Origin of the sequence: Exiguobacterium sp. (assembly GCF_020832205.1) — a bacterium.
Classification (GTDB): domain Bacteria; phylum Bacillota; class Bacilli; order Exiguobacteriales; family Exiguobacteriaceae; genus Exiguobacterium.
In genome coordinates, this window is the sequence record NZ_JAFIFD010000019.1 from 12,728 (window position 1) to 31,982 (window position 19,255).

The following is a 19,255-nucleotide window of genomic DNA, read 5'->3' on the forward strand; positions in this document are numbered from 1 at the left end:
CGATGGAAGGGATGGAGTCGTATGCTTTCATTTGATTTAGAACGCCTGAAACAGACATTCGAGACCGTGTTCGAGGCGGCGCCTGAGCGCACGTTCTTCGCACCGGGGCGCATCAATTTGATCGGCGAACACACGGACTATAACGGAGGACATGTCTTCCCGTGCGCGATCACGTTCGGCACGTACGGGCTCGTACGGAAACGAGAGGACGACCTTATCTGCGTTTACTCGCTCAATTTCGAGGACGTCGGAGTCGTCTCGTTCCCGGTGACGGACGATACGTACGCCTCGGCGCATGACTGGGCCAACTACGTGAAAGGGGTCGTCGCGCTCTTACGGAAAGACGGGCACGACGTCGGCGGATTCGATTTCCTGCTCGCCGGCAACATCCCGAACGGGGCCGGTCTGTCGTCATCGGCCTCGCTCGAACTCGTCACGGCGTTCATGATCAATGACGTATACAGGCTGAAACTCGACAAGCTCGACCTCGTCCATCTCGGCCAACGCGTCGAGAACGACTTCATCGGCGTCAACTCAGGCATCATGGACCAGTTCGCAATCGGGATGGGGAAGGCGGGACACGCCATCCTCCTCGACTGCGACACGCTCCATCACGACTATGCGCCGATCAAGCTCGACGGCTACGACATCGTCATTATGAACACGAACAAGCGCCGCGAGCTCGCCGACTCGAAATATAACGAGCGCCGAGCCGAGTGTGACCAATCACTCGAACTGTTGAAAGCCCACTTCGAAATCGATGCGCTCGGACAGCTCTCGGTCGCCGAGTTCGAGACGGTCGCAGCCACCCTCCCGGAGACGCTCCGGAGACGGGCTCGCCACGCGATCTCGGAGAACGAACGGACGAAGCTCGCCTTCACCGCGCTGCAGGACGGACGGCTCGACGCGTTCGGCGAACTGATGAACGGGTCACATACGTCGCTTAAAGATGACTATGAAGTGACCGGTCTCGAGCTCGACACGCTCGTCACCGCCGCCCAACACGCGGACGGTGTCATCGGTGCCCGCATGACCGGGGCCGGCTTTGGCGGCTGCGCCATCGCGATCGTCGAGAAAGCGGCGACGCCAGCCGTCATCGACACGGTCACGAAGACGTATGAAGAGACGATCGGCTATGCGCCGACGTTTTATATCGCCTCCGTCGGGGACGGCACCCATGAACTCGTAGAGGAGGAAGTGAAATGAGTGTACTCGTCGTCGGCGGGGCCGGTTATATCGGCTCCCACGCGGTCCGGGCGCTGCTCGACCGCGGACAAGAAGTCATCGTGATCGACAATTTACAGACCGGCCATATCGAGTCCGTCCCGAGTGAGGTGACGTTCTATGAAGGCGATATCCGCGACCGGGCGTTCATGGAAGCGACGTTCGCTCGGGAAACGATCACGGACGTGCTCCATTTCGCGGCCAACTCGCTCGTCGGTGAGTCGATGGACGAACCGCTCAAGTATTACGACAACAACGTCTTCGGCACGCAAGTGTTGCTCGAGACGATGCGCAAGCACGGTGTCGGCCGCATCGTCTTCTCTTCGACGGCAGCGACGTACGGTGACCAAGACGTGATGCCGATTCGTGAGACGGCCGAGACGAATCCGACGAACACGTACGGGGCGACAAAACTCGCGATGGAGACGATGATGAAGTGGTGCGATCGCGCCTTCGGCATCCGTTTCGTCGCGCTCCGCTACTTCAACGTCGCCGGGGCCCACCCGACCGGTGAGATCGGCGAAGACCATACGCCGGAGACGCACCTCATCCCGCTCGTGCTCCAAGTCGCCAATAATCAGCGCGAGGCGATCACTGTTTTCGGTGACGATTACGCGACGCCGGACGGCACATGCATCCGTGACTACATCCACGTGACCGACCTCGTCGACGCGCACGTGCTCGCCCTCGACTATTTGGAACGAGGCGGAGACAGCGACGTGTTCAATCTCGGCACGGAGACAGGTTTCTCGGTGCTCGAGATTATTGAGGCATCGCGCCGCGTAACGGGTCATGCGATCCCGGTCAAAACGGGTGAACGCCGTGCCGGCGACCCGGCGATGTTAATCGCCTCACCGGACAAGGCAAAACGCGTCCTCGGATGGAAGCCAGAACGTTCGACGATCGACCTGATTTTACAACACGCGTGGAACTGGCATGCGGCACATCCGAACGGATATGAGATGGAAGGGGCGAGACGATGATAAATGCAACGATTGAAGCGCTCGTGAACGCCGCGATCGACGAAGGGTTGATCACCGAACAGGACCGTATCTATTCACGTAACCGGGTGCTCGCGAGACTAGAGAAGCTCGACTTTGAACGCCCGGCGTTCGTCCCGGTCAGCTCGATCCCGGACTTGCTTGATACGCTCGCCGCCTATGCGGTCGAGACGGGGCTCATCGAGGACTTGCTCGAGGAGAAAGACCGGTTCATGGCCGAGGTGATGGACATATTCGTCTCAAAACCGTCCGAAGTGACTCGCACGTTCGAGGCGTTACGCGCCAATGACGTGACGGCGGCGACGGATTTCTTCTATAAAATGAGCCAGTCGTCGAACTACATCCAGACGAAACGGATCGCGAACAACATCAGCTACAAGACTCCGACGCGCTACGGCACGCTCGACATCACAATCAACTTGTCGAAGCCGGAGAAAGACCCGCGTGAGATCGCACGGGCCCGTCTGCATCCGGCTCCATCGACGAACTACCCGAAAGGGCTACTCGCCATCGAGAACGAAGGGTACGGCGGTCACTTGAAACACCCGGCCCGGGCGAACCATCGCATCATCCCGCTCACGCTCGGCGGGGAGGCGTGGTCGTTCCAATATTCGCCGTACTTGTATTACAACGAGCACTCGATCTTACTGTCGAACGAAGTGCGCGACATGGTCATCGACCGCTCGGCGTTCGAGCGCCTGCTCGACTTCACGAATCAATTCCCGCACTACTTCGCCGGGTCGAACGCGGACTTGCCGATCGTCGGTGGTTCGATTTTGACGCACGACCATTATCAGGCCGGCCGCTACCGGTTTGCGATGGACGATGCGAAAGTCATCGAGACGTATCGCTCGGACCGCTACGACCAAGTCGACATCGAGACGCTCTACTGGCCGCTCTCGGTCGTCCGGCTCCGGTCACCGAAGCGGGAACAACTCGTCATGCTCGCGAACCAGCTACTCGGCCATTGGCAAACTTACGAAGACGGTGACATCATCCCGTATTCGGGGGACGTCCGCCATAACACAGTGACGCCGATCGCCCGACGCCGCGACGGACGGTTTGAACTTGATCTCGTCCTTCGCAACAATCGGACGGACGAGGAACATCCGGACGGCATCTTCCATCCGCACGCTGACGTCCATCACATTAAGCGTGAGAACATCGGCTTGATTGAAGTGATGGGGCTCGCCGTCTTGCCGGCACGACTGAAGACGGAGCTCGAACAAGTCGTCCGCTATGTGGACGGGGAAGACGTCGAGGTCGCCGACATGCACAAGGTGTGGGCCGAGTCGCTTAAAAAGCAGTCCGGTGACGCGCGCCACATCGTCGAACAAGCCGTCGGCGACAAGTTCGTCAAATGTCTCGAGGATGCGGGCGTCTTTAAACAGACGGTCGAGGGACAGGAGCGTTTTAAGGCATTCATGAGCTCATTTTTGAGTCATGTCGATAAAGTAGAGTACGGTGCGTCGACTACGGGAAGTAACAGGTAAACGAATCGAAGTAGGTGAGCGAGTTGAGAGAAGCAACGATTGAAAATGCGAACGGTATGCGCTTGTCGGCGATTGAGTATGGCTGCGCCATGACCGAACTGACGGCACCGGACCGTGACGGTAACATGGAATCTGTCATCTTGAAATATGGTGACACCAAACAATATCTTGAGAACCCGGTCTATTTAGGCTCGGTCGTCGGACGCATCGCCGGCCGGATCCGTAATGCCGAGATCGATGGCGTGGCCTTGACCCCAAGCGAGGCACCGCACCACATCCATGGCGGCGACGAAGGCATCACGGCCCGCTATTGGGACATGGACGTCGACGGACAGGCGATTGTCTTCACGTACCTCAGCCCGGACGGCGAAGAAGGTTACCCGGGAAATGTCCGCTTCAAAGTCATCTATGAACTGACGGACGACAATGAACTCGTCGTCACGATGACGGCCGATACGGACGAGCGGACGTGGGTCAACTTGAACCATCACAACTATTTTAACCTCGGCGGTCGACCTACGATTCACGATCACGTGCTGACGCTGCCGGCGGATCACGTGGCACGTTTGGACGGGGAGTCGTTACCGACGGGCGAGTTGCTTGAGGTATCTGATACACCGTTCGACTTCCGGGACGGGAAAGAGGTCGGGGCGGCGATTACGTCGAATGACGAGGCGATCGAAAAAGCCGGTGGACTGGATCATCCGTTTCTTTTGAAGGACGGGACGACGCGATTGCATGATCCGGTGTCTGGACGCATCATGGACGTCGAGACGAACCAACCGGTCATGGTCGTCTATACGGCGAATTTCCTCAGTGAAGAGACACCGGTCACGCTAGAAGGTCGGCAAAAGCATAGCGCCATCTGTTTAGAGGCCCAAGCGTTCCCTGACGCGCCGAACCATCCGGATGTGGCGACGTCGATCGAGTTGAAGCCCGGGGAGTTGTATCTTTCGAGGACGATTTATAAATTTAATGCAGAATGAACAGAAGACCATCACCCTGTGAAACGGGCGATGGTCTTCTTTTAGACGTTGACGGTATATAGTTCATCCAATACGCATTGTGGGAGGGTGTGTCACCAGATAGCGTTAAGAAGACCGTAAGAATGTTCCGATTCGGTAGTATTCTGTCACGCTCGTTAAGTAACGATCGAGTTGACCTGCTGATTCAATGGGATGAATCTTGTTTTCGATAAATAAAATCAGGTCCAACGGCGGGAATTCAATGAGCAAATCAATCGCACCAATCCTATTTTTTGACCATTCACGATCAACGATAATGTCAGAAAGAGGAGCATGGGCAAAAGATTAATAATCGAACGTATCGATTTTGTTTTCAATATCGGATTTCATGATTAAGTGCATCAGTATTTTTCGTAAGAAAATGCTATCGAGCCGATGGTTCTCATTTGGATCGAACAACCAGGCAAGCACGTTCGAATGACGAATCTCCTATTTAGCGACGCGGAGTATTGTGAACGGGTTAAACTCATTGAATTGTTGATCGAGTTTGTTGAATTCTGGCGTATTCTCAAGTTGTAAGATGGTATCAAGTGAGTAGGTCATTTAGAACTCCTTCATTGTCAGTATGCACCGCTAAGTTTCTTCCATTCTTGGTCGAGATGGGCGTCGACCGCTTTCCAGTCGTACACGTCTTTGCCGAGCACATGCCTCAGCTCTTGCATCGACGCATATGCGAAGCGGCTCCAGGCGATATAGTTCAAGCGCGTCGCAAACAAAATCGGGACGTTGCCGCTTCGGATGTAGGCATCCATCCCGTCGGTCAGGCAGAGGGCGCCATGGCCGACGAAGAGCATCTTTCGAAGCGTCGGTTTGTTGCCGACGGGAATCGATTCAAGCCAGCCATTCTTATGATAAAACAGGCTCTTCAAGCCCCAAAGCAGACGGATGACGAGTTCGTTGAAGACGACGGGTACGGCCATCGCCACACCGTGCCGTGCATCATATCCACTCTCGAAAACCTTCGTCGAGAAGTCGGCAAACGAGAGCGGCTTCCCGTTATGTGACACTTGTCCGAAGTCAGCGAACTGGAACAGTTCAAAGAACGGCAGCGGGATGCCGGCGCCACGACGACCGTTGTCATGACCGCGCACGCCACTCGATCCCGATACGTCAGATAAGAGGTGACCGAACCAGTTGGCAAACCCGGCGAACAGTTTGGCTAGTAGATTTCCGCCTTGTAGCCTGTGCGTGCCATCTTCTTTCGGTTCGAGTCGAAGCAGGCGACCGTCCGAGACAAAAGTCGCTCTACCCGTGAACTGATCTAAAATCGAGAAAAACAAACCGATGATGTCCGGGGCGTGGGCGAGCGACTTCAAGTGATGGTCCGACGGACGCATGTTGAGTGTCGCATCACCCATCTTCAAATCCTGCGCGTATCGTGCATCATAGTTCACTTTAAAGCGGCGCTCTAAGAAACCGATGGCACTCGCGATCGAATCCGGTTGCTTCCGGAGACGGGCCCCGTTCTTTTTGTCTTGTTTCCAGACGAGGTTCGCGAACTTGATGACGACGTTGTCGACTTTCTCATCTGACCAACTCTGAAGTTTGCTGTCTGTCGGGGAACCGACAAAGAAACTGTCGATGAGGCCGGCGACGAGGCCGCTGAAGGACGCAATCATATAATCGTAGCGGTCACATTCCGCTTCTTTCAGCAAGAAGTCTTCTTTAAATGTTGTCGCCAAGTCGTGCCGTTGCTTTACCGTCAACAGGTGGGCGAACGGGTCGTCGAGTCCGATCACATCATGTCTCGTCGCGTACGTGTCGAGGTTGTCCAAGTACAAATCCCAGGAGACGTCGGAGACTTGAATCGGCTCGAGGTCTTCAAACGTCGGGACGGCGAGCGGCGCCAACTGAGGTGCCGCTGTTTGCGGTACCTGTCCATTCATGAGTTGCATCATGTCTTCAAACAACTGGTCGAGCGTTGCCGATTGAGCGTCTTGCGTGTCTTCAAGTTGATTTAAGTGTGAATGGATGTCACCTAAGCGTTGCTCAGCCTTTGCGGCTTGATGTTGCTGGACGAGCAACGCCTTTGCCTGATTAATCATGTCTTGATCGGACCGATTCATTTGTCACCAAAGACGTTCTTCACGAGACGCTTCGCGCCACCCGTCACTTCGGCCAGACCGCCGCCAGACATGTCGAAGTAGCCGATTGCTTGGAGCGATTCGTGTAACTGGTCCAACTCGTCGAGTGTGAGCGTCTCTTTCAAGACGAGCTCTTCCTCGGAACTGAACATCGAGTCATCAAGCTGAACAGGTTCAGGCGTATAACACGTATACACGTAGTCACGTAGTTTCTGATACGTCGGTTTTGACGTCAACTCGTCTAAACGGACCGTGCTCAGTTTCGAAGGGAGCTGTGTGATGATCTGTTCTTTCTGCGAGTAGACTTGTTTGTCGGCACTGAACTGGGCACTTTCATTGAGCATTTGTAGCATGTTCGATAGCTGATTGATCTTCTCTGAGTTGGCGTTGCCATGCTGGATGGCAGCGACGAGTCGATTCGAGATCTCATTGATGTCCTCGAGCAGGCAGTTGAGTGTTTGTTGTGTGTTTCGGATGATGGCTTGGAGCATATATTCCCGCTGTTTATTGTTTTCGATGTCTTTCATGCCTGTGATTTTTTTCAATCCTTGATACGTGCCGACCCCGATGACGACCAACACCCCGATACCCGTGAACATGCTCGAGAAGCCGAGCAGACCACCCATGCCGAGAGAGGCGAGACCAGACGTCAACCCGGCCGCGCTCAATCCGACGACCGAACCGGATAAATAGATTGCGGTTAGTGGAACACCGACCGCGGCTGCTTTCGCCGCCAAGTCTTTCATCGACTTGGCAATTTCCGAGTCGTTTTTCCGGAACGTCAAAATATCTTCGTCACTTTGGATGGCGCTTGAAATGAGCTCGATTTCTTCTCGCGAAATCGATAGAACTTCTTTCAACTCTTCAAGAAACTTGTTCTCGAACCAAGCCGAGAGCGGACGCTTTAATTTAAAAAGGTAAAGTAGGTCTTTGAACAACGATTTCTCGACGATGGAGAAGTCGAGGGTCGTCGATAAGTCGCGTAACTCGTCAATCAACGCGATCGTCGGTGCATGTTCATTCGGATTGCTCAAATAGCCCCGAAGTTGCAACCGATAGTCCGAGCTGAGATGGATGCGGGTGACGAGCGACATCAGTTCGCTATACTCTTCGGCGTCAATCTGTTGATCATCGAAGAACGTGAAGTTGGCCAAGACTTTTAAATAGGTGAGCTTATACATTTCAGGCAAGTCGGCGAGCGGGGTGACCTGTGAGACGTTGACGAGCTCGTCTTCTTTGTCTTTCAAGGCGGCAATTCCGTTCAATAGCTCGACGACGCCTTCGACGTTATACGTCGCGAGCTTGTCAGACAGACTGTAATCATATTTGTCCGTGTGCATGACGATATGAAGTTTTTCTTTTCGTTTATCGTTCTTATATGTGACTTCACGGTCCAAATCGACGCGTTGCAAATCCTTGTAGTAGACGCAAATCGGCTTTTCGAGCAACGGTTTTAAATAGAAGCGGTCACCTAAAAACAGCATGCCTTCTTTGCCGCTCTTGAAGAGCGTTGAATCGTATAAGACGACAACGTGTTCAGGAATCGCGTCCTCCGCATAATTCTTAATGGCTCCGTTCAATTTTTTGTCGGGAACGTTCGGGGCGATATGCGTGCCGTCGCCGAGTAGTGTGTGGGCGTATTCTTTCAAATATGTATTAATGTTCATAACGCAGCACCTTCCATATATTGTTTATAGAGTTATTATATACTTATAGATGATGCTTGGTAGGGAAAATATTCTAACTGGTAAACAAGGATGCGAGGGGCGGTTATCGTGGAAATTATCATGTATATCTTGATTATGGGGTTAAGCGGAGGAGTTGGCGTACTATTGCTCCGGACTGGGCGTGCGACAAGACTCGTCCGGCAGGCGTTGCGACGAGAAATGCGAACAATTAACGATGAATTGAAACGGGCGGAGCATAACCCGGCCCGACAGTTTGAATTGCTCGACCCGATTTATCGAAAAGTCGTGTTTCAATTCCGTTCGAAAGTGAAAATGAAACGAACCGAATTGGAGCAACTTGTGAGCGATGAATTGAATCAAATCATTAAAAGTCGACGCTCGGCGGTCTGGTCTTCGGTTGCTGTGACTGGACGCAACGTGTTGGCGTTGATCATGTTGGGTGTGAGTGCGGTCGGCGGATATGCGACCTACCAAGAGGCGAAGATAATCGAATGGCCGGGTTCGCAACTAGTGGTGAGTTCGTCGGCCACGATACTCGATGACAAGTTCGAACTGCCGAGACAAATCACGTCATCAGAAGAACTCGGGATGGCGCTCACTTATCATATGAGCCGATTCGACGAGTCGTTCCAAATCCGGTACGTCGGCAAGGCGAACGACTTTGATGAGACGATGGAATCGGCGTGGGCCTGGCTCGAGGCGAACCACATCTACGTCTTCCGCTTATCGCGTGGCGGGGAGAGTCAATACCGGGACCACGGTGGATACGTCGACCTTGAAGTCAATCTCGCCTATGACATGACGACCGAGGAGTCCCATCAAATTGCTGCCCGCGTCGAGCGCATCATTCAAGAGATGCCAATCGGTCTGAACGATTATGAGAAAGTGAAATACGTGAACGACTTCGTCGTGTTGAATACCGCGTACAATTTGGATAGCACGGCGAGCCCGTATACGCCGTACTCGATTCTCTTCAACGGGGAAGGTGTGTGCGAAGGGTATGCGCTGACGACGTTGCTTCTATTGGAAGCGGCAGGCGTCGAGACGAGATACATCTCGGGTGAGGCCGGGACGGAACTGCATGCGTGGAACCTCGTGAAGCTTGACGGGGACTGGTATCATCTCGACACGACGTGGAACGATCCGGTTCCGAACCGGCCGGGGGAAGTCGGGTACGATTACTTCTTAGTGTCTGATGCGACACTGCGAGCGGATCATACGTGGGAGGAAGGGAAGTATCCGGTAACAGCAGTCGGTGATTATAAATGAGGAAAACGCAGGTCGGCATAGAGCCAACCTGCGTTTTCTCATTTTTCCACGGACGCCGCAAGCGTCAGCTCCGCTCCATTCGTCGCAATGACTTGCTTGTACCAATCGAAACTCTTCTTCTTCGAGCGGACGAGCGTGCCGTTCCCAGCGTTGTCTTTATCGACGTAGATGAAGCCGTAACGCTTCTTCATCTCACCGGTCGAGGCGCTCACCAAGTCGATCGGCCCCCAGCTCGTGTAGCCGAGGATCTCGACGCCGTCTTTGATGGCCTCATGCATTTGTTCGATATGCTTCGCCATATAGTCGATGCGGTAGTCATCCTCGACATAACCGTCTTTTGGCGTGTCGACGGCACCGAGTCCGTTCTCGACGACGAACAGCGGTTTCTGGTAACGGTCGTACAGCTGGTTCGCCGTGATGCGGAAGCCGGTCGGGTCGATCGTCCAGCCCCATTCCGATTTCTCGAGGAACGGGTTTTCGAGCGAGCTGAAGACGTTGCCTTCTGTCGTCTTGTTGATTTCCGGGTCCGTGCTCGTCGTCCGACTCGCGTAGTAACTGAAGCCGATATAGTCGACCGTGTGTTGTTTCAACAGCTCGAGGTCGCCGTCTTCCATCGCTAGGATGATGTCGTTTTCCTCAAGGTAGCGTTTCGCATAGCCCGGGTACTCGCCGCGCGACTGCACGTCGATGAAGAAGAACGATTCGCGGTCCTTGTCCATCGCGTCCAAGACGTCGTCCGGGTTGCACGAGTACGGATACGTCTGACCGGCCGCGAGCATGCAGCCGACTTGCATGTCCGGGTTGATGGCGTGCGCCGCCTTGACCGCTTTCGCACTCGCGACGAGCTGATTGTGCGCCGCCTGGTATTTCACTTGCTGCTTATTTTCATCTTCTTCAAACACGAGCCCGGCGCCGATGAACGGCAAATGCAACAGCATGTTGATCTCATTGAACGTCATCCAATATTTCACTTTGCCGTTGTAGCGGGTGAACAGCGTCGTCGCGTACGTCTCGAAGAAATCGACGAGGCGACGGTCGCGCCAACTGCCGTAGTTTTTAATGAGGCTAACCGGCACGTCGAAGTGGGCGAGCGTGACGACCGGTTCGATGCCGTGCTTCAACAACTCATCGAAGACGTCGTCGTAAAACTGGAGCCCTTCCTCGTTCGGTTCGGCGTCGTCGCCGTTCGGGAAGATGCGGGCCCATGAGACCGATAGACGGAGTGCCTTGAAGCCCATCTCGGCGAACAGCGCGATGTCTTCTTTATAACGGTGATAGAAGTCGATCGCTTCGTGTGACGGATATAACTCGCTCGGCACCGGCTCGAGCGACGGCAAGTCGCCGAACATGACGTCGAATCGCTTCTTCCCTGTCGGCAACAAGTCGACCGTCGTCAGCCCTTTCCCGCCTTCTAAGTAAGCACCTTCTGCTTGGTTCGCGGCGATGGCGCCGCCCCATAAAAATCCGTTTGGAAAACTCATCAAATCATCCTTTCTAAAGTAGGGGAGGGACGAGCCCTCCCGCGTTATTCGTTGATGACAAACAATGCTTCGCCCGTTTGGACGCGTGACGCCTGGCTCGGGGCAATTGTCTTCCGGTTCGTGACAATGATCGGCGTCGTGAGCGCACGGCCTGAGCGTTTGATCGCGTCGAGGTCGAACTCGATCAACAGCTGGCCTTTCTCGACGAACTCGCCTTGCGTGACGTGTGCTTTAAAATGTTTCCCTTCGAGTTGGACCGTGTCCATGCCGATATGGATGAGCACTTCGGCGCCCGTCTCGGTCGTGATGCCGATGGCGTGATGGGTCGGGAAGAGGGCCGACACCGTGCCAGACACTGGTGCGACGAGTTTGCCTTCCGTCGGTTCGATGGCGACGCCTTGACCGAGTGAACCGGATGAGAACGCGACGTCCGAGATCGTGGAAAGTTTGACGACGTTCCCGGCGAGCGGGCTGAGCACTTGTTCTTGTCCGACTTTCGTCGCCGATACTTCTTCAGCGACCGGTGTGACTTCCGGTTGCGGTGTCGCTGCGACGGCTTTATTGACGCCGCCGAAGAGGTACGTCAAGACGAAACCGACGACGAAAGCGACCGCTGTCCCGATGAGTGCACCGTAGAAACCAGCTGTGATCCCTTCCGGTGAAATGTTTGACGGGTAGCCGAACACGCCGAGACCGCCGATCATGTATACTTGCGTCCCCATGACACCCATGATTCCACCACCGACGGCACCACCGATACAGCTCATGATGAACGGTTTTTTAAGCGGGAGCGTGACCCCGTAAATCGCAGGCTCGGTGACACCGAAGATACCTGAAATGAAGGCCGGGATACTGAGCGTCTTCACCTTTTGATTTTTAATTCGTAGGAAGACCGCAAGCACGGCACCGATCTGCGCGAACGAGGCCGCGAAGACGAGTGCGAGCACAGGGTCCGAGCCGAGCGATGTCAAGTTGTTGATGGCGACCGGAACGAGTCCCCAGTGTAGACCGAAGATGACGAATACTTGCCAGAGGCCACCGAGGAAGAGACCGGCGATGAGCGGGCTCAAGTTGTAGACGGCGACCGTGGCGCTACCGAGCAACATACCGGCCCATGTCGCGATCGGTCCGATCAAAATGAACGTGAGCGGGACGATGACGAGTAACGTCAGGAGTGGGACGATAAACATTTTGATGACGTCCGGGATAACCGTCTTCAAGAAGTTCTCAAGTTTCGCAGCGAAGAACGCGGCGATGATGATTGGAATGACGGACGTCGAGTACGTCATCAAGATGACCGGGATACCGAAGAACGTGATGTGAATCGGTGACTCGAACATCGTACCGGCGAAGACGGTGTAGAGCGGGTCACCGGCCGTAAGTGTTGAGAGCGTCGGATAGACGAGCGATGCCCCGATGGCCATCCCGATGAACGGACTGCCGCCGAATTTCTTAATCGCCGTATAACCGAGGAAAATCGGGAAGAAGTAGAAGAGCGAGTCCCCGACGGCGTTCAACAGTTGGTACGTGCCGGATTCGGCAGATAACCAACCGAGGGCGACGAAGAGGGCGTTGAACCCTTTGATCATCCCGGTCGCGGCCAAGACGCCGAGGATCGGGGTGAAGATGCTAGAGATGATATCGATGAAACGGCTAAAGAGTGATCCTTTAGGTCCGTCCTCGTCTTCGATTGGCGATTGGTTTTGGAAGCCGCCGACCTCGACGACCGCTTTATACACGTCTGGGACGTGGTTGCCGATGACGACCTGGTATTGGCCGCCGCTCTTCATGACGGTAACGACACCGTCCATGTTTTTGATGGCTTCTGTGTTGGCTTTACTTTCATCTTTCAGTTTAAAACGCAAACGGGTGATACAGTGGACGACGCTGTTAACGTTCTCTTTGCCGCCGACGTGTTGGATAATGTCGCGTGCGAGCTGTTCGTATTTCATGTCCGTCTCATTCCTTTACGTTGGATTTGTTCAAATAAAAAACCTGACCCGAGTCAAATGGATACGTGAAAAGACGTATGCCGATTTGACTCGAGCCAGGTTATGCCCGTGAAGGTAACATTCCTGCGCAGGAAACCATTCAGTTGTTATTTGATACTTGAAATGTAGCATGCGTCAAAACATAATGTCAACGCTTACATTTAGGAATTTTCAGATTTCTTGTCATGAACACAGGTGCTCGGTTTCTCTCTTCTATAGATGCAGTATTTTTTTGATTCGGAAACTTTTTTACGATCAATCCGTATACATAGAATGAAAAAGGAGGGAAGCCCATGAGACGCGAACAACATATCCGCCAACTCGTCGACTACGCGCGACAAGGCAAAGGAAAAACATTCATCATTTTGGTGAGTTCGATTCTCATCACAGGAACGCTACTGCGAACGGTCGAGTCGTCGGAGCCGCTCATCATTTCTCTCGGCTTGCTCGGTGTCGTTCCACTTCTCGTCCGCGAATGGAAGCTCGGTACAATTCGTCGCTCGTTCAACGAAGACCCGACATACCAACGGCTCGTGCGCCTCCCGTTTTGGCTTACGTTTTTCGGCTTGCTCGGTTTTTTGCTACTGCTTTGGGGGCATGATATCGGCTTGACAGGGAGCGCATCCCTAAGTCCGCTTTTCACGTTACTTCTTACTGTATTCGTCCTGCAACGTCTATGTGAACGCGCCCTATTAAAACTTGAACCTGACTACATCACCGACCGGGAATTGAATCGAGAACTCAACTAGACGATGAGGATAAGATTGAAAAGGGTGAGACCGTCTTGCCGTTCAAACAACTAAAAGAGACGACTTCGGCATCACGATGATGACGTTATATTGGAAAAAGAACTGGGTTCAGACTGAATGCTCGATTTCTATTCACAACGCTGAAAAACTGATTACAATCGATATAGCAGCATAAAAAACATCAGCTTAGCACTGATGTTTTTTCTTATAGAAATTTTTCGTTCGCCTCCCGTGTTCGCATCGGTTTTGCTGGTGATCCAATCGCAATGACGTTATTAGAAATGTCGTGAAGGACGGTCGCCCCGGCACCGATGACGCTGTCCGATCCGATAGTGATTTGATGGATGACGGTCGCACCAATGCCGACAAACGAGCGTGCCTTCACGTGTACGTTGCCCCCTAGATGGCTTCCTGGTCCGACGGATGCGAACTCGTCCACTCGACAATCATGATCGACGGACGCCATCGTATTGACGATACAGTGAGACCCGATCGTTGTACCTGGGTTGATTACAGCCCCCGCCATCACCACGGTCCCTGCTTCAATCGTGACGTCTCGACCAATGCTTGCGCTAGGGTGGATGGCCCGGATGAACTCGAACTCGGGCGATTGTTGAAGGATGGCTCGAGATACGGCCGCCCGGCTATCGTTGTCTCCGATCCCGATGATACCCCGTTTGACAGCATAATTTGAGCGAATCGGACCGATGACGGGATAACCAAAATAGTTTGTACCAAAGAGCTCGGACCTGTCGTCATAAATACCGATGATTTGGTGTCGTCCCATCTTTTCAATGATATCAATTAATACTTTCGTATGGCCGCCCGCTCCAAACAATACGATGTCTTCCATGATGTTCCCTCATTTCTCTCGTTACCGCTCTTTTCATGTCTGTACTATAACCGCTATTCGTGATTTCAAACCAAATTCCTTTTATGCTGCTCAAGTCATATCTGCGTTCGGAAATACGCCGATACGTTGCGAAAACATTCTTCATTTCGCTGTTTGATTGTCGTTGAATCCGGCTATTTTTTCATCGTATTCATCGAAAGAGGGGAGCGGGCCTATATGTCGTTAAAGCTCATGTATATCACCAATCAACCAGAAGTCGCCGTCCTCGCCGAACAACAAGGGGTAGACTGGATTTTTGTCGACTTAGAGCTGCTCGGCAAAGTTGAACGGCAAGGTCATCTCGACACGGTTATCTCACGCCATGCACCGGCGGACGTCAGCCTGATTCGAGCGGCACTTCACTCGGCGTCGCTACTCGTACGCGTCAACCCGATTCATGAAAGATCCCGTGAAGAAATCGACGATGTTATTCGACGAGGAGCGGACATCGTCATGCTCCCTTATTATAAGACGGTAAAAGAAGTCGAGACGTTCATCCGTTTCGTCGCAGGCCGCGCTAAAGCATGCTTGTTGTGCGAGACGAAAGAGGCGGTTCAGTGTATGCCTGAAGTGATTCGAAGCCCCGGAATTGACTACATCCATATCGGTTTGAACGACCTTCATTTGAGTTACGGGCAAACGTTTCTATTCGAACCGTTGGCAGACGGCTTGATTGAACAGTTAGCCTCGATGATTGCACAAACATCAATTGAGTTCGGGTTTGGCGGGATTGGGCGAATCGGGGAAGGAAGTGTACCGGCTGAGCGAATAATCGCAGAACACGCTCGGCTCGGATCGACACTTGCGATTCTTTCCAGAAGTTTTTGTAACATCAGCCCGAATCAAACGATAAACAAAACACAGGCTCAACTGTTCCAAGAAGGGGTATGGAGAATCAGGGCGTATGAGCAGCAGCTCGCCGCCGCGACGAGCGACTGGCTGGAACAGAATCGCCTCCAATTGGTGGCCGATGTCCAAGCGGTCGTCGCGAACCTCCAGACAGGGAAAGGAATGTTGTCATGAACGTATTGTGCAGCGGGTTTCGTTTCAGCGAAAAAGAGTGTCAACAAATCGAACAGACCGGCGTGAAGCTTCATCAGTTAGAACGTGAAGAAGATGTCGTCGGGTATGATGTATCAGCGATAGAAGGCGTCATTTGCAACAATTTGTTCACGTATCGCGATGTGGACGATTTTCCACGTCTTCGGTTCGTGCAAGTCGTGAGCGCGGGACTCGATCGAGTCCCGGTTTCACGGTTGGAAGAGCGACATATCGAGCTTTATAACGCCGGTGACGCCTATGCCGTCCCGATGGCTGAATGGGTCGTCTGGCAACTGCTCGATTTTTATAAACGCGGCGCCGTATTTCGCTCGCAGCAACACGAGAAACGGTGGGAGAAACAACGTCGCTTGAGGGAGCTGACGGACCGAACCGTGACTATTCTAGGAGTCGGCCATGTAGGTGAAGCCGTCGCGACAAGGCTCAGTGCGTTCGGCATGCACGTGATTGGTGTCGGAAGACGGGTGCGCGACATCTCGTTCGTTGACGAATACGTCCAATTCAATCAGCTTGACGATGTGCTCGCTCGAAGTGACGTCGTCGTGATTGCCTTACCGTTGACCGAACAGACGTATCATCTGTTCAACCGAGCCAGGTTCGAACACTTGAAAGATGAGGCCATCCTGTTGAACGTGGCGCGCGGTGCCATCATCGATGAATCCGCCCTCTTATCTGCGCTTGAAACGAATAAAGTCGCCGGTGTGGCGCTTGACGTCTTCGAGACAGAACCTTTGCCGGCTGACCATCCGTTCTGGACGCATCCGGCCGTCCAACTCACCCCCCATAACTCATACGTGTCCGACCACGTGAACAGACGTCTATTTCGGACGATTTTTCACAATCTGACGCACCAAACGACAAGTTGACCTTCCAGGTCGACTTGTTTTTATATTTCACGAAAAAAATATCTGTCACTCATTCGGATTGGTATTTACGACGAAATCGTTCCGGGAAGAACGAGGGTAGCATTAGCGGTTTTCCTACATCCTGATTCGACATCCAAGAAGGAGTGAACCCGATGGCCAACTTAACGACACTCGTTAGTTTGATTGTCCCGATTTACAACACGAGCACTTATTTACATCAATGCCTAGACAGTCTTGTTCATCAGACGTACCCCCACCTTGAAATCATCTGCATCAACGACGGAAGTACGGACGATAGCTTAGATATCGCTCGGACATACGTCGAAGACCCGCGGGTCCAAGTCATCGATCAAATGAATCGAGGCTGTACGGCTTGCCGGGCTCGCGGGCTCGACATGGCGAACGGAGAATATGTCATGTTTATCGATAGCGACGATTGGCTCGACCTAGAGGCGATTCGTGTGCTCGTTGAGCATGCGGACCGCGAACAAGCCGATGTGGTCATGGGCACGTATGTCCGGGAGTACGAGAATCGGGCGCTACCGAAACAAATCTTCCCGACGAACTATTTGTCGTTCGACGAAGTAGAGACGAAGCGCTACGTGCATCGCCGTCTATTCGGTCTGATTGGGGAAGAGTTGGCCCACCCGGAAACGATTGACGCCCTCAACTCAAACTGCATCACCCTCTATCGACGGACACTGCTTGATGGGGTACCAATCGGGGGACCGCATGGAACGTTCGTTGACTTGTACTTCCAAATCCATGCGCTTGAACGTTGCAAACGGTTCGTCTATGTCGATTACCCGGTCTACCATTACCGGAAGACGAACATGAACTCGGAATCGACCGTCTACAAACAAGACCTCGTCACGTCCCGCATCAACTTCTTCCATTTCATGATGGACTATATCGAGCGGCACGACTTGGGCGACGAGTACCGCCAGGCGCTGTCGAACCGAATCGCTCTCAGTATGATTGGTATCGGATTGAATGAGTTGGCATCGCCAAGATCAGTGCGCGGTCAGGCGAAAGCACTCCGGGACGTGCTCCGACAAGATGATTATCGACGTGCCTACGCGCAGTTCGACTTGTCGCATCTTGATTTGAAGTGGAAGACGTTCTTCGCACTCTGTAAACATGAACAGACGTTACCTCTCATCTTCCTATTGCGCGGTGTCGATTTCATGCGGAGACGCGTGTAAAGGAGGGATAGATGATGAAACGGATGCTGATGGTGGCTTCGGTCGTGTCGATGATTGAAAGTTTCAATCGCGACAATATTCGTTTGTTACAGGAGATGGGCTATGACGTTCACGTCGCCACAAATTTTGAGTGGGGCAGTATGTACTCGAAAGATAAAATCGAACAGATTCGAAGTGATTTAACGCGACAAGGGGTGACGCTCTTTCAAATCGATTTCGAGCGCGACATTAAGAAGATGAATGGACATGTCCGCGCGTATCAACAGTTGAAAGCAATCATGACGAAACAACGCTACGACTTCATTCATTGCCATTCACCGATTGGCGGCGTGATCGGTCGACTTGTTTCGCGACAGACGCATACGCCATGCATGTACACGGCGCACGGGTTCCACTTCTTTAAAGGTAGCCCTTCCCTCAATTGGATGCTTTACTATCCGATTGAACGAACGCTCGCCCGCTTCACGGATACAATCATCACCATCAATGAAGAGGACTATCAACGGGCCCAGTCGTTCAAGACGTCCCACACGTATCGAATCCCAGGTATCGGTGTCGATACGAAACGAATCGAAGCGGTGACGATTGACCGCCAATCGAAACGTCGCAAACTCGGGGTCGATGCCGATACCGATTTCGTCTTATTGTCTGTCGGGGAGCTGAATGAAAATAAAAACCACGAGACAATTATTCGGGCAATCGCTGCCTTGCAAGAACCGACGCTTCGGTATTGGATTGCCGGGACGGGTGCCTATCGAGCCCAGCTCGAACGGCTTGTCCGTGAACTCGGTTTGACCGGCCAAGTCCAATTACTCGGTTACCGAGATGACGTCATCGAAGTGATGAAGGCGGCAGACTGTTTTGTTTTTCCATCGAAACGTGAAGGGTTAGGAATGGCAGCGCTTGAAGCGATGGCGGCCGGTCTCCCACTCATCACATCAAACGTTCACGGGATTAACGATTATTCCATTGAAGGGGTCACCGGCTATAAACGAGCGCCGATTGATGTCGCAGGGTTCGCCAAAGCGATTCGGACGATGCAACTGGATTTTGATTTGTCTCACCAAATGGGACTCCACAACAGTGAGTTGGTAAAAGCGTTTGACGTTGGGCGCTCGAAAGAAGAGATGCGACGCATCTATTCGGAGTTCGGTCAATTCAAGGCGACATGATAGTTCATGAAAAAATGGTCGGTTTATCTTTCCGATTCGCATAAAGGTCAGGGTAA

At 53.1% G+C, this 19,255-nt stretch carries 15 protein-coding genes and 1 pseudogene; 10 read left to right on the plus strand and 6 right to left on the minus strand.

Annotation, left to right across the window (positions count from 1 at the left end; genetic code table 11):
• Nucleotides 1–21 precede the first annotated feature (21 nt).
• The 4 genes from JJU47_RS04125 to JJU47_RS04140 are packed head-to-tail and all read left to right on the plus strand — an operon-like array spanning nucleotide 22 to nucleotide 4,704.
• Entirely contained in the window at nucleotides 22–1,206 is a 1,185-nt protein-coding gene (locus JJU47_RS04125) for a galactokinase (protein ID WP_228616420.1), read from the plus strand.
• Nucleotides 1,203–2,207: a UDP-glucose 4-epimerase GalE gene (gene galE, locus JJU47_RS04130; protein WP_228616422.1), complete on the plus strand. Its 1,005-nt coding sequence runs from the start codon at nucleotides 1,203–1,205 to the stop codon at nucleotides 2,205–2,207. Before JJU47_RS04125 ends, galE begins: the two co-directional genes overlap by 4 nt.
• Nucleotides 2,204–3,718, plus strand: coding sequence for a UDP-glucose--hexose-1-phosphate uridylyltransferase (locus JJU47_RS04135; RefSeq protein ID WP_228616424.1), 1,515 nt, complete (start codon nucleotides 2,204–2,206; stop codon nucleotides 3,716–3,718). The genes galE and JJU47_RS04135 overlap by 4 nt, the downstream gene beginning before the upstream one ends.
• Nucleotides 3,719–3,732: 14 nt before the next feature.
• Complete coding sequence (locus JJU47_RS04140) at nucleotides 3,733–4,704, plus strand: aldose epimerase family protein (RefSeq protein WP_228616426.1); 972 nt, start codon at nucleotides 3,733–3,735, stop codon at nucleotides 4,702–4,704.
• 105 nt (nucleotides 4,705–4,809) lie between these two features.
• On the opposite strand, the pseudogene JJU47_RS14660 reads toward JJU47_RS04140, so the two are convergent.
• The 3 genes and pseudogenes from JJU47_RS14660 to JJU47_RS04150 form a co-directional block, all read right to left on the minus strand.
• A pseudogene (locus tag JJU47_RS14660) lies at nucleotides 4,810–5,169 on the minus strand (PD-(D/E)XK nuclease family protein).
• Nucleotides 5,170–5,303: 134 nt separating this feature from the next.
• On the minus strand, nucleotides 5,304–6,788 hold the full coding sequence (locus JJU47_RS04145) for a hypothetical protein (protein ID WP_228616428.1): 1,485 nt from the start codon (nucleotides 6,786–6,788) through the stop codon (nucleotides 5,304–5,306).
• 17 nt (nucleotides 6,789–6,805) lie between these two features.
• Nucleotides 6,806–8,494, minus strand: a complete 1,689-nt coding sequence (locus JJU47_RS04150) for a hypothetical protein (protein WP_228616430.1) — start codon at nucleotides 8,492–8,494, stop codon at nucleotides 6,806–6,808.
• A gap of 108 nt (nucleotides 8,495–8,602) precedes the next feature.
• On the opposite strand from JJU47_RS04150, the gene JJU47_RS14665 reads away from it, so the two are divergent.
• A complete protein-coding gene (locus JJU47_RS14665) occupies nucleotides 8,603–9,784 on the plus strand; it encodes a transglutaminase domain-containing protein (RefSeq protein WP_228616432.1) in 1,182 nt (393 codons plus the stop codon).
• Nucleotides 9,785–9,822: 38 nt separating this feature from the next.
• On the opposite strand, the gene JJU47_RS04160 is transcribed toward JJU47_RS14665, so the two are convergent.
• Both JJU47_RS04160 and JJU47_RS04165 read right to left on the minus strand, forming a co-directional pair.
• On the minus strand, nucleotides 9,823–11,265 hold the full coding sequence (locus JJU47_RS04160) for a 6-phospho-beta-glucosidase (protein ID WP_228616434.1): 1,443 nt from the start codon (nucleotides 11,263–11,265) through the stop codon (nucleotides 9,823–9,825).
• A gap of 44 nt (nucleotides 11,266–11,309) precedes the next feature.
• The gene (locus tag JJU47_RS04165) at nucleotides 11,310–13,217 is read right to left on the minus strand and encodes a beta-glucoside-specific PTS transporter subunit IIABC (RefSeq protein ID WP_228616436.1); all 1,908 of its coding nucleotides are present in this window, start codon (nucleotides 13,215–13,217) and stop codon (nucleotides 11,310–11,312) included.
• A gap of 332 nt (nucleotides 13,218–13,549) precedes the next feature.
• Between JJU47_RS04165 and JJU47_RS04170 the strand changes: the two genes are divergently transcribed.
• Nucleotides 13,550–14,005: a hypothetical protein gene (locus tag JJU47_RS04170; protein WP_228616438.1), complete on the plus strand. Its 456-nt coding sequence runs from the start codon at nucleotides 13,550–13,552 to the stop codon at nucleotides 14,003–14,005.
• Between the two features lie 205 nt (nucleotides 14,006–14,210).
• Here the strand turns inward: JJU47_RS04170 and JJU47_RS04175 are convergent, their stop codons facing one another.
• On the minus strand, nucleotides 14,211–14,858 hold the full coding sequence (locus JJU47_RS04175) for an acetyltransferase (RefSeq protein WP_228616440.1): 648 nt from the start codon (nucleotides 14,856–14,858) through the stop codon (nucleotides 14,211–14,213).
• Between the two features lie 216 nt (nucleotides 14,859–15,074).
• On the opposite strand from JJU47_RS04175, the gene JJU47_RS04180 reads away from it, so the two are divergent.
• From JJU47_RS04180 to JJU47_RS04195, 4 genes are all read left to right on the plus strand, one after another.
• Nucleotides 15,075–15,920 carry an aldolase/citrate lyase family protein gene (locus JJU47_RS04180; protein ID WP_228616442.1) on the plus strand — a complete coding sequence of 282 codons (846 nt, stop codon included), beginning with the start codon at nucleotides 15,075–15,077 and terminating at the stop codon, nucleotides 15,918–15,920.
• Nucleotides 15,917–16,822 carry an NAD(P)-dependent oxidoreductase gene (locus JJU47_RS04185; RefSeq protein ID WP_228616444.1) on the plus strand — a complete coding sequence of 302 codons (906 nt, stop codon included), beginning with the start codon at nucleotides 15,917–15,919 and terminating at the stop codon, nucleotides 16,820–16,822. Before JJU47_RS04180 ends, JJU47_RS04185 begins: the two co-directional genes overlap by 4 nt.
• A gap of 152 nt (nucleotides 16,823–16,974) precedes the next feature.
• Nucleotides 16,975–18,027, plus strand: a complete 1,053-nt coding sequence (locus JJU47_RS04190; protein ID WP_228616446.1) for a glycosyltransferase family 2 protein — start codon at nucleotides 16,975–16,977, stop codon at nucleotides 18,025–18,027.
• Nucleotides 18,028–18,041: 14 nt separating this feature from the next.
• Nucleotides 18,042–19,199, plus strand: coding sequence for a glycosyltransferase family 4 protein (locus JJU47_RS04195; protein WP_228616448.1), 1,158 nt, complete (start codon nucleotides 18,042–18,044; stop codon nucleotides 19,197–19,199).
• The last annotated feature ends 56 nt before the right edge of the window (nucleotides 19,200–19,255 follow it).

What these genes read in the sequence shown, in the direction of transcription:
- JJU47_RS04125 (WP_228616420.1), top strand. Translation starts at nt 22, where the DNA reads ATGCTTTCATTTGATTTAGAACGCCTGAAACAGACATTCGAGACCGTG.
- galE (WP_228616422.1), top strand. Translation starts at nt 1,203, where the DNA reads ATGAGTGTACTCGTCGTCGGCGGGGCCGGTTATATCGGCTCCCACGCG.
- JJU47_RS04135 (WP_228616424.1), top strand. Translation starts at nt 2,204, where the DNA reads ATGATAAATGCAACGATTGAAGCGCTCGTGAACGCCGCGATCGACGAA.
- JJU47_RS04145 (WP_228616428.1), bottom strand. Translation starts at nt 6,788, where the DNA reads ATGATTAATCAGGCAAAGGCGTTGCTCGTCCAGCAACATCAAGCCGCA.
- JJU47_RS04150 (WP_228616430.1), bottom strand. Translation starts at nt 8,494, where the DNA reads ATGAACATTAATACATATTTGAAAGAATACGCCCACACACTACTCGGC.
- JJU47_RS04160 (WP_228616434.1), bottom strand. Translation starts at nt 11,265, where the DNA reads ATGAGTTTTCCAAACGGATTTTTATGGGGCGGCGCCATCGCCGCGAAC.
- JJU47_RS04165 (WP_228616436.1), bottom strand. Translation starts at nt 13,217, where the DNA reads ATGAAATACGAACAGCTCGCACGCGACATTATCCAACACGTCGGCGGC.
- JJU47_RS04170 (WP_228616438.1), top strand. Translation starts at nt 13,550, where the DNA reads ATGAGACGCGAACAACATATCCGCCAACTCGTCGACTACGCGCGACAA.
- JJU47_RS04175 (WP_228616440.1), bottom strand. Translation starts at nt 14,858, where the DNA reads ATGGAAGACATCGTATTGTTTGGAGCGGGCGGCCATACGAAAGTATTA.
- JJU47_RS04180 (WP_228616442.1), top strand. Translation starts at nt 15,075, where the DNA reads ATGTCGTTAAAGCTCATGTATATCACCAATCAACCAGAAGTCGCCGTC.
- JJU47_RS04185 (WP_228616444.1), top strand. Translation starts at nt 15,917, where the DNA reads ATGAACGTATTGTGCAGCGGGTTTCGTTTCAGCGAAAAAGAGTGTCAA.
- JJU47_RS04190 (WP_228616446.1), top strand. Translation starts at nt 16,975, where the DNA reads ATGGCCAACTTAACGACACTCGTTAGTTTGATTGTCCCGATTTACAAC.
- JJU47_RS04195 (WP_228616448.1), top strand. Translation starts at nt 18,042, where the DNA reads ATGAAACGGATGCTGATGGTGGCTTCGGTCGTGTCGATGATTGAAAGT.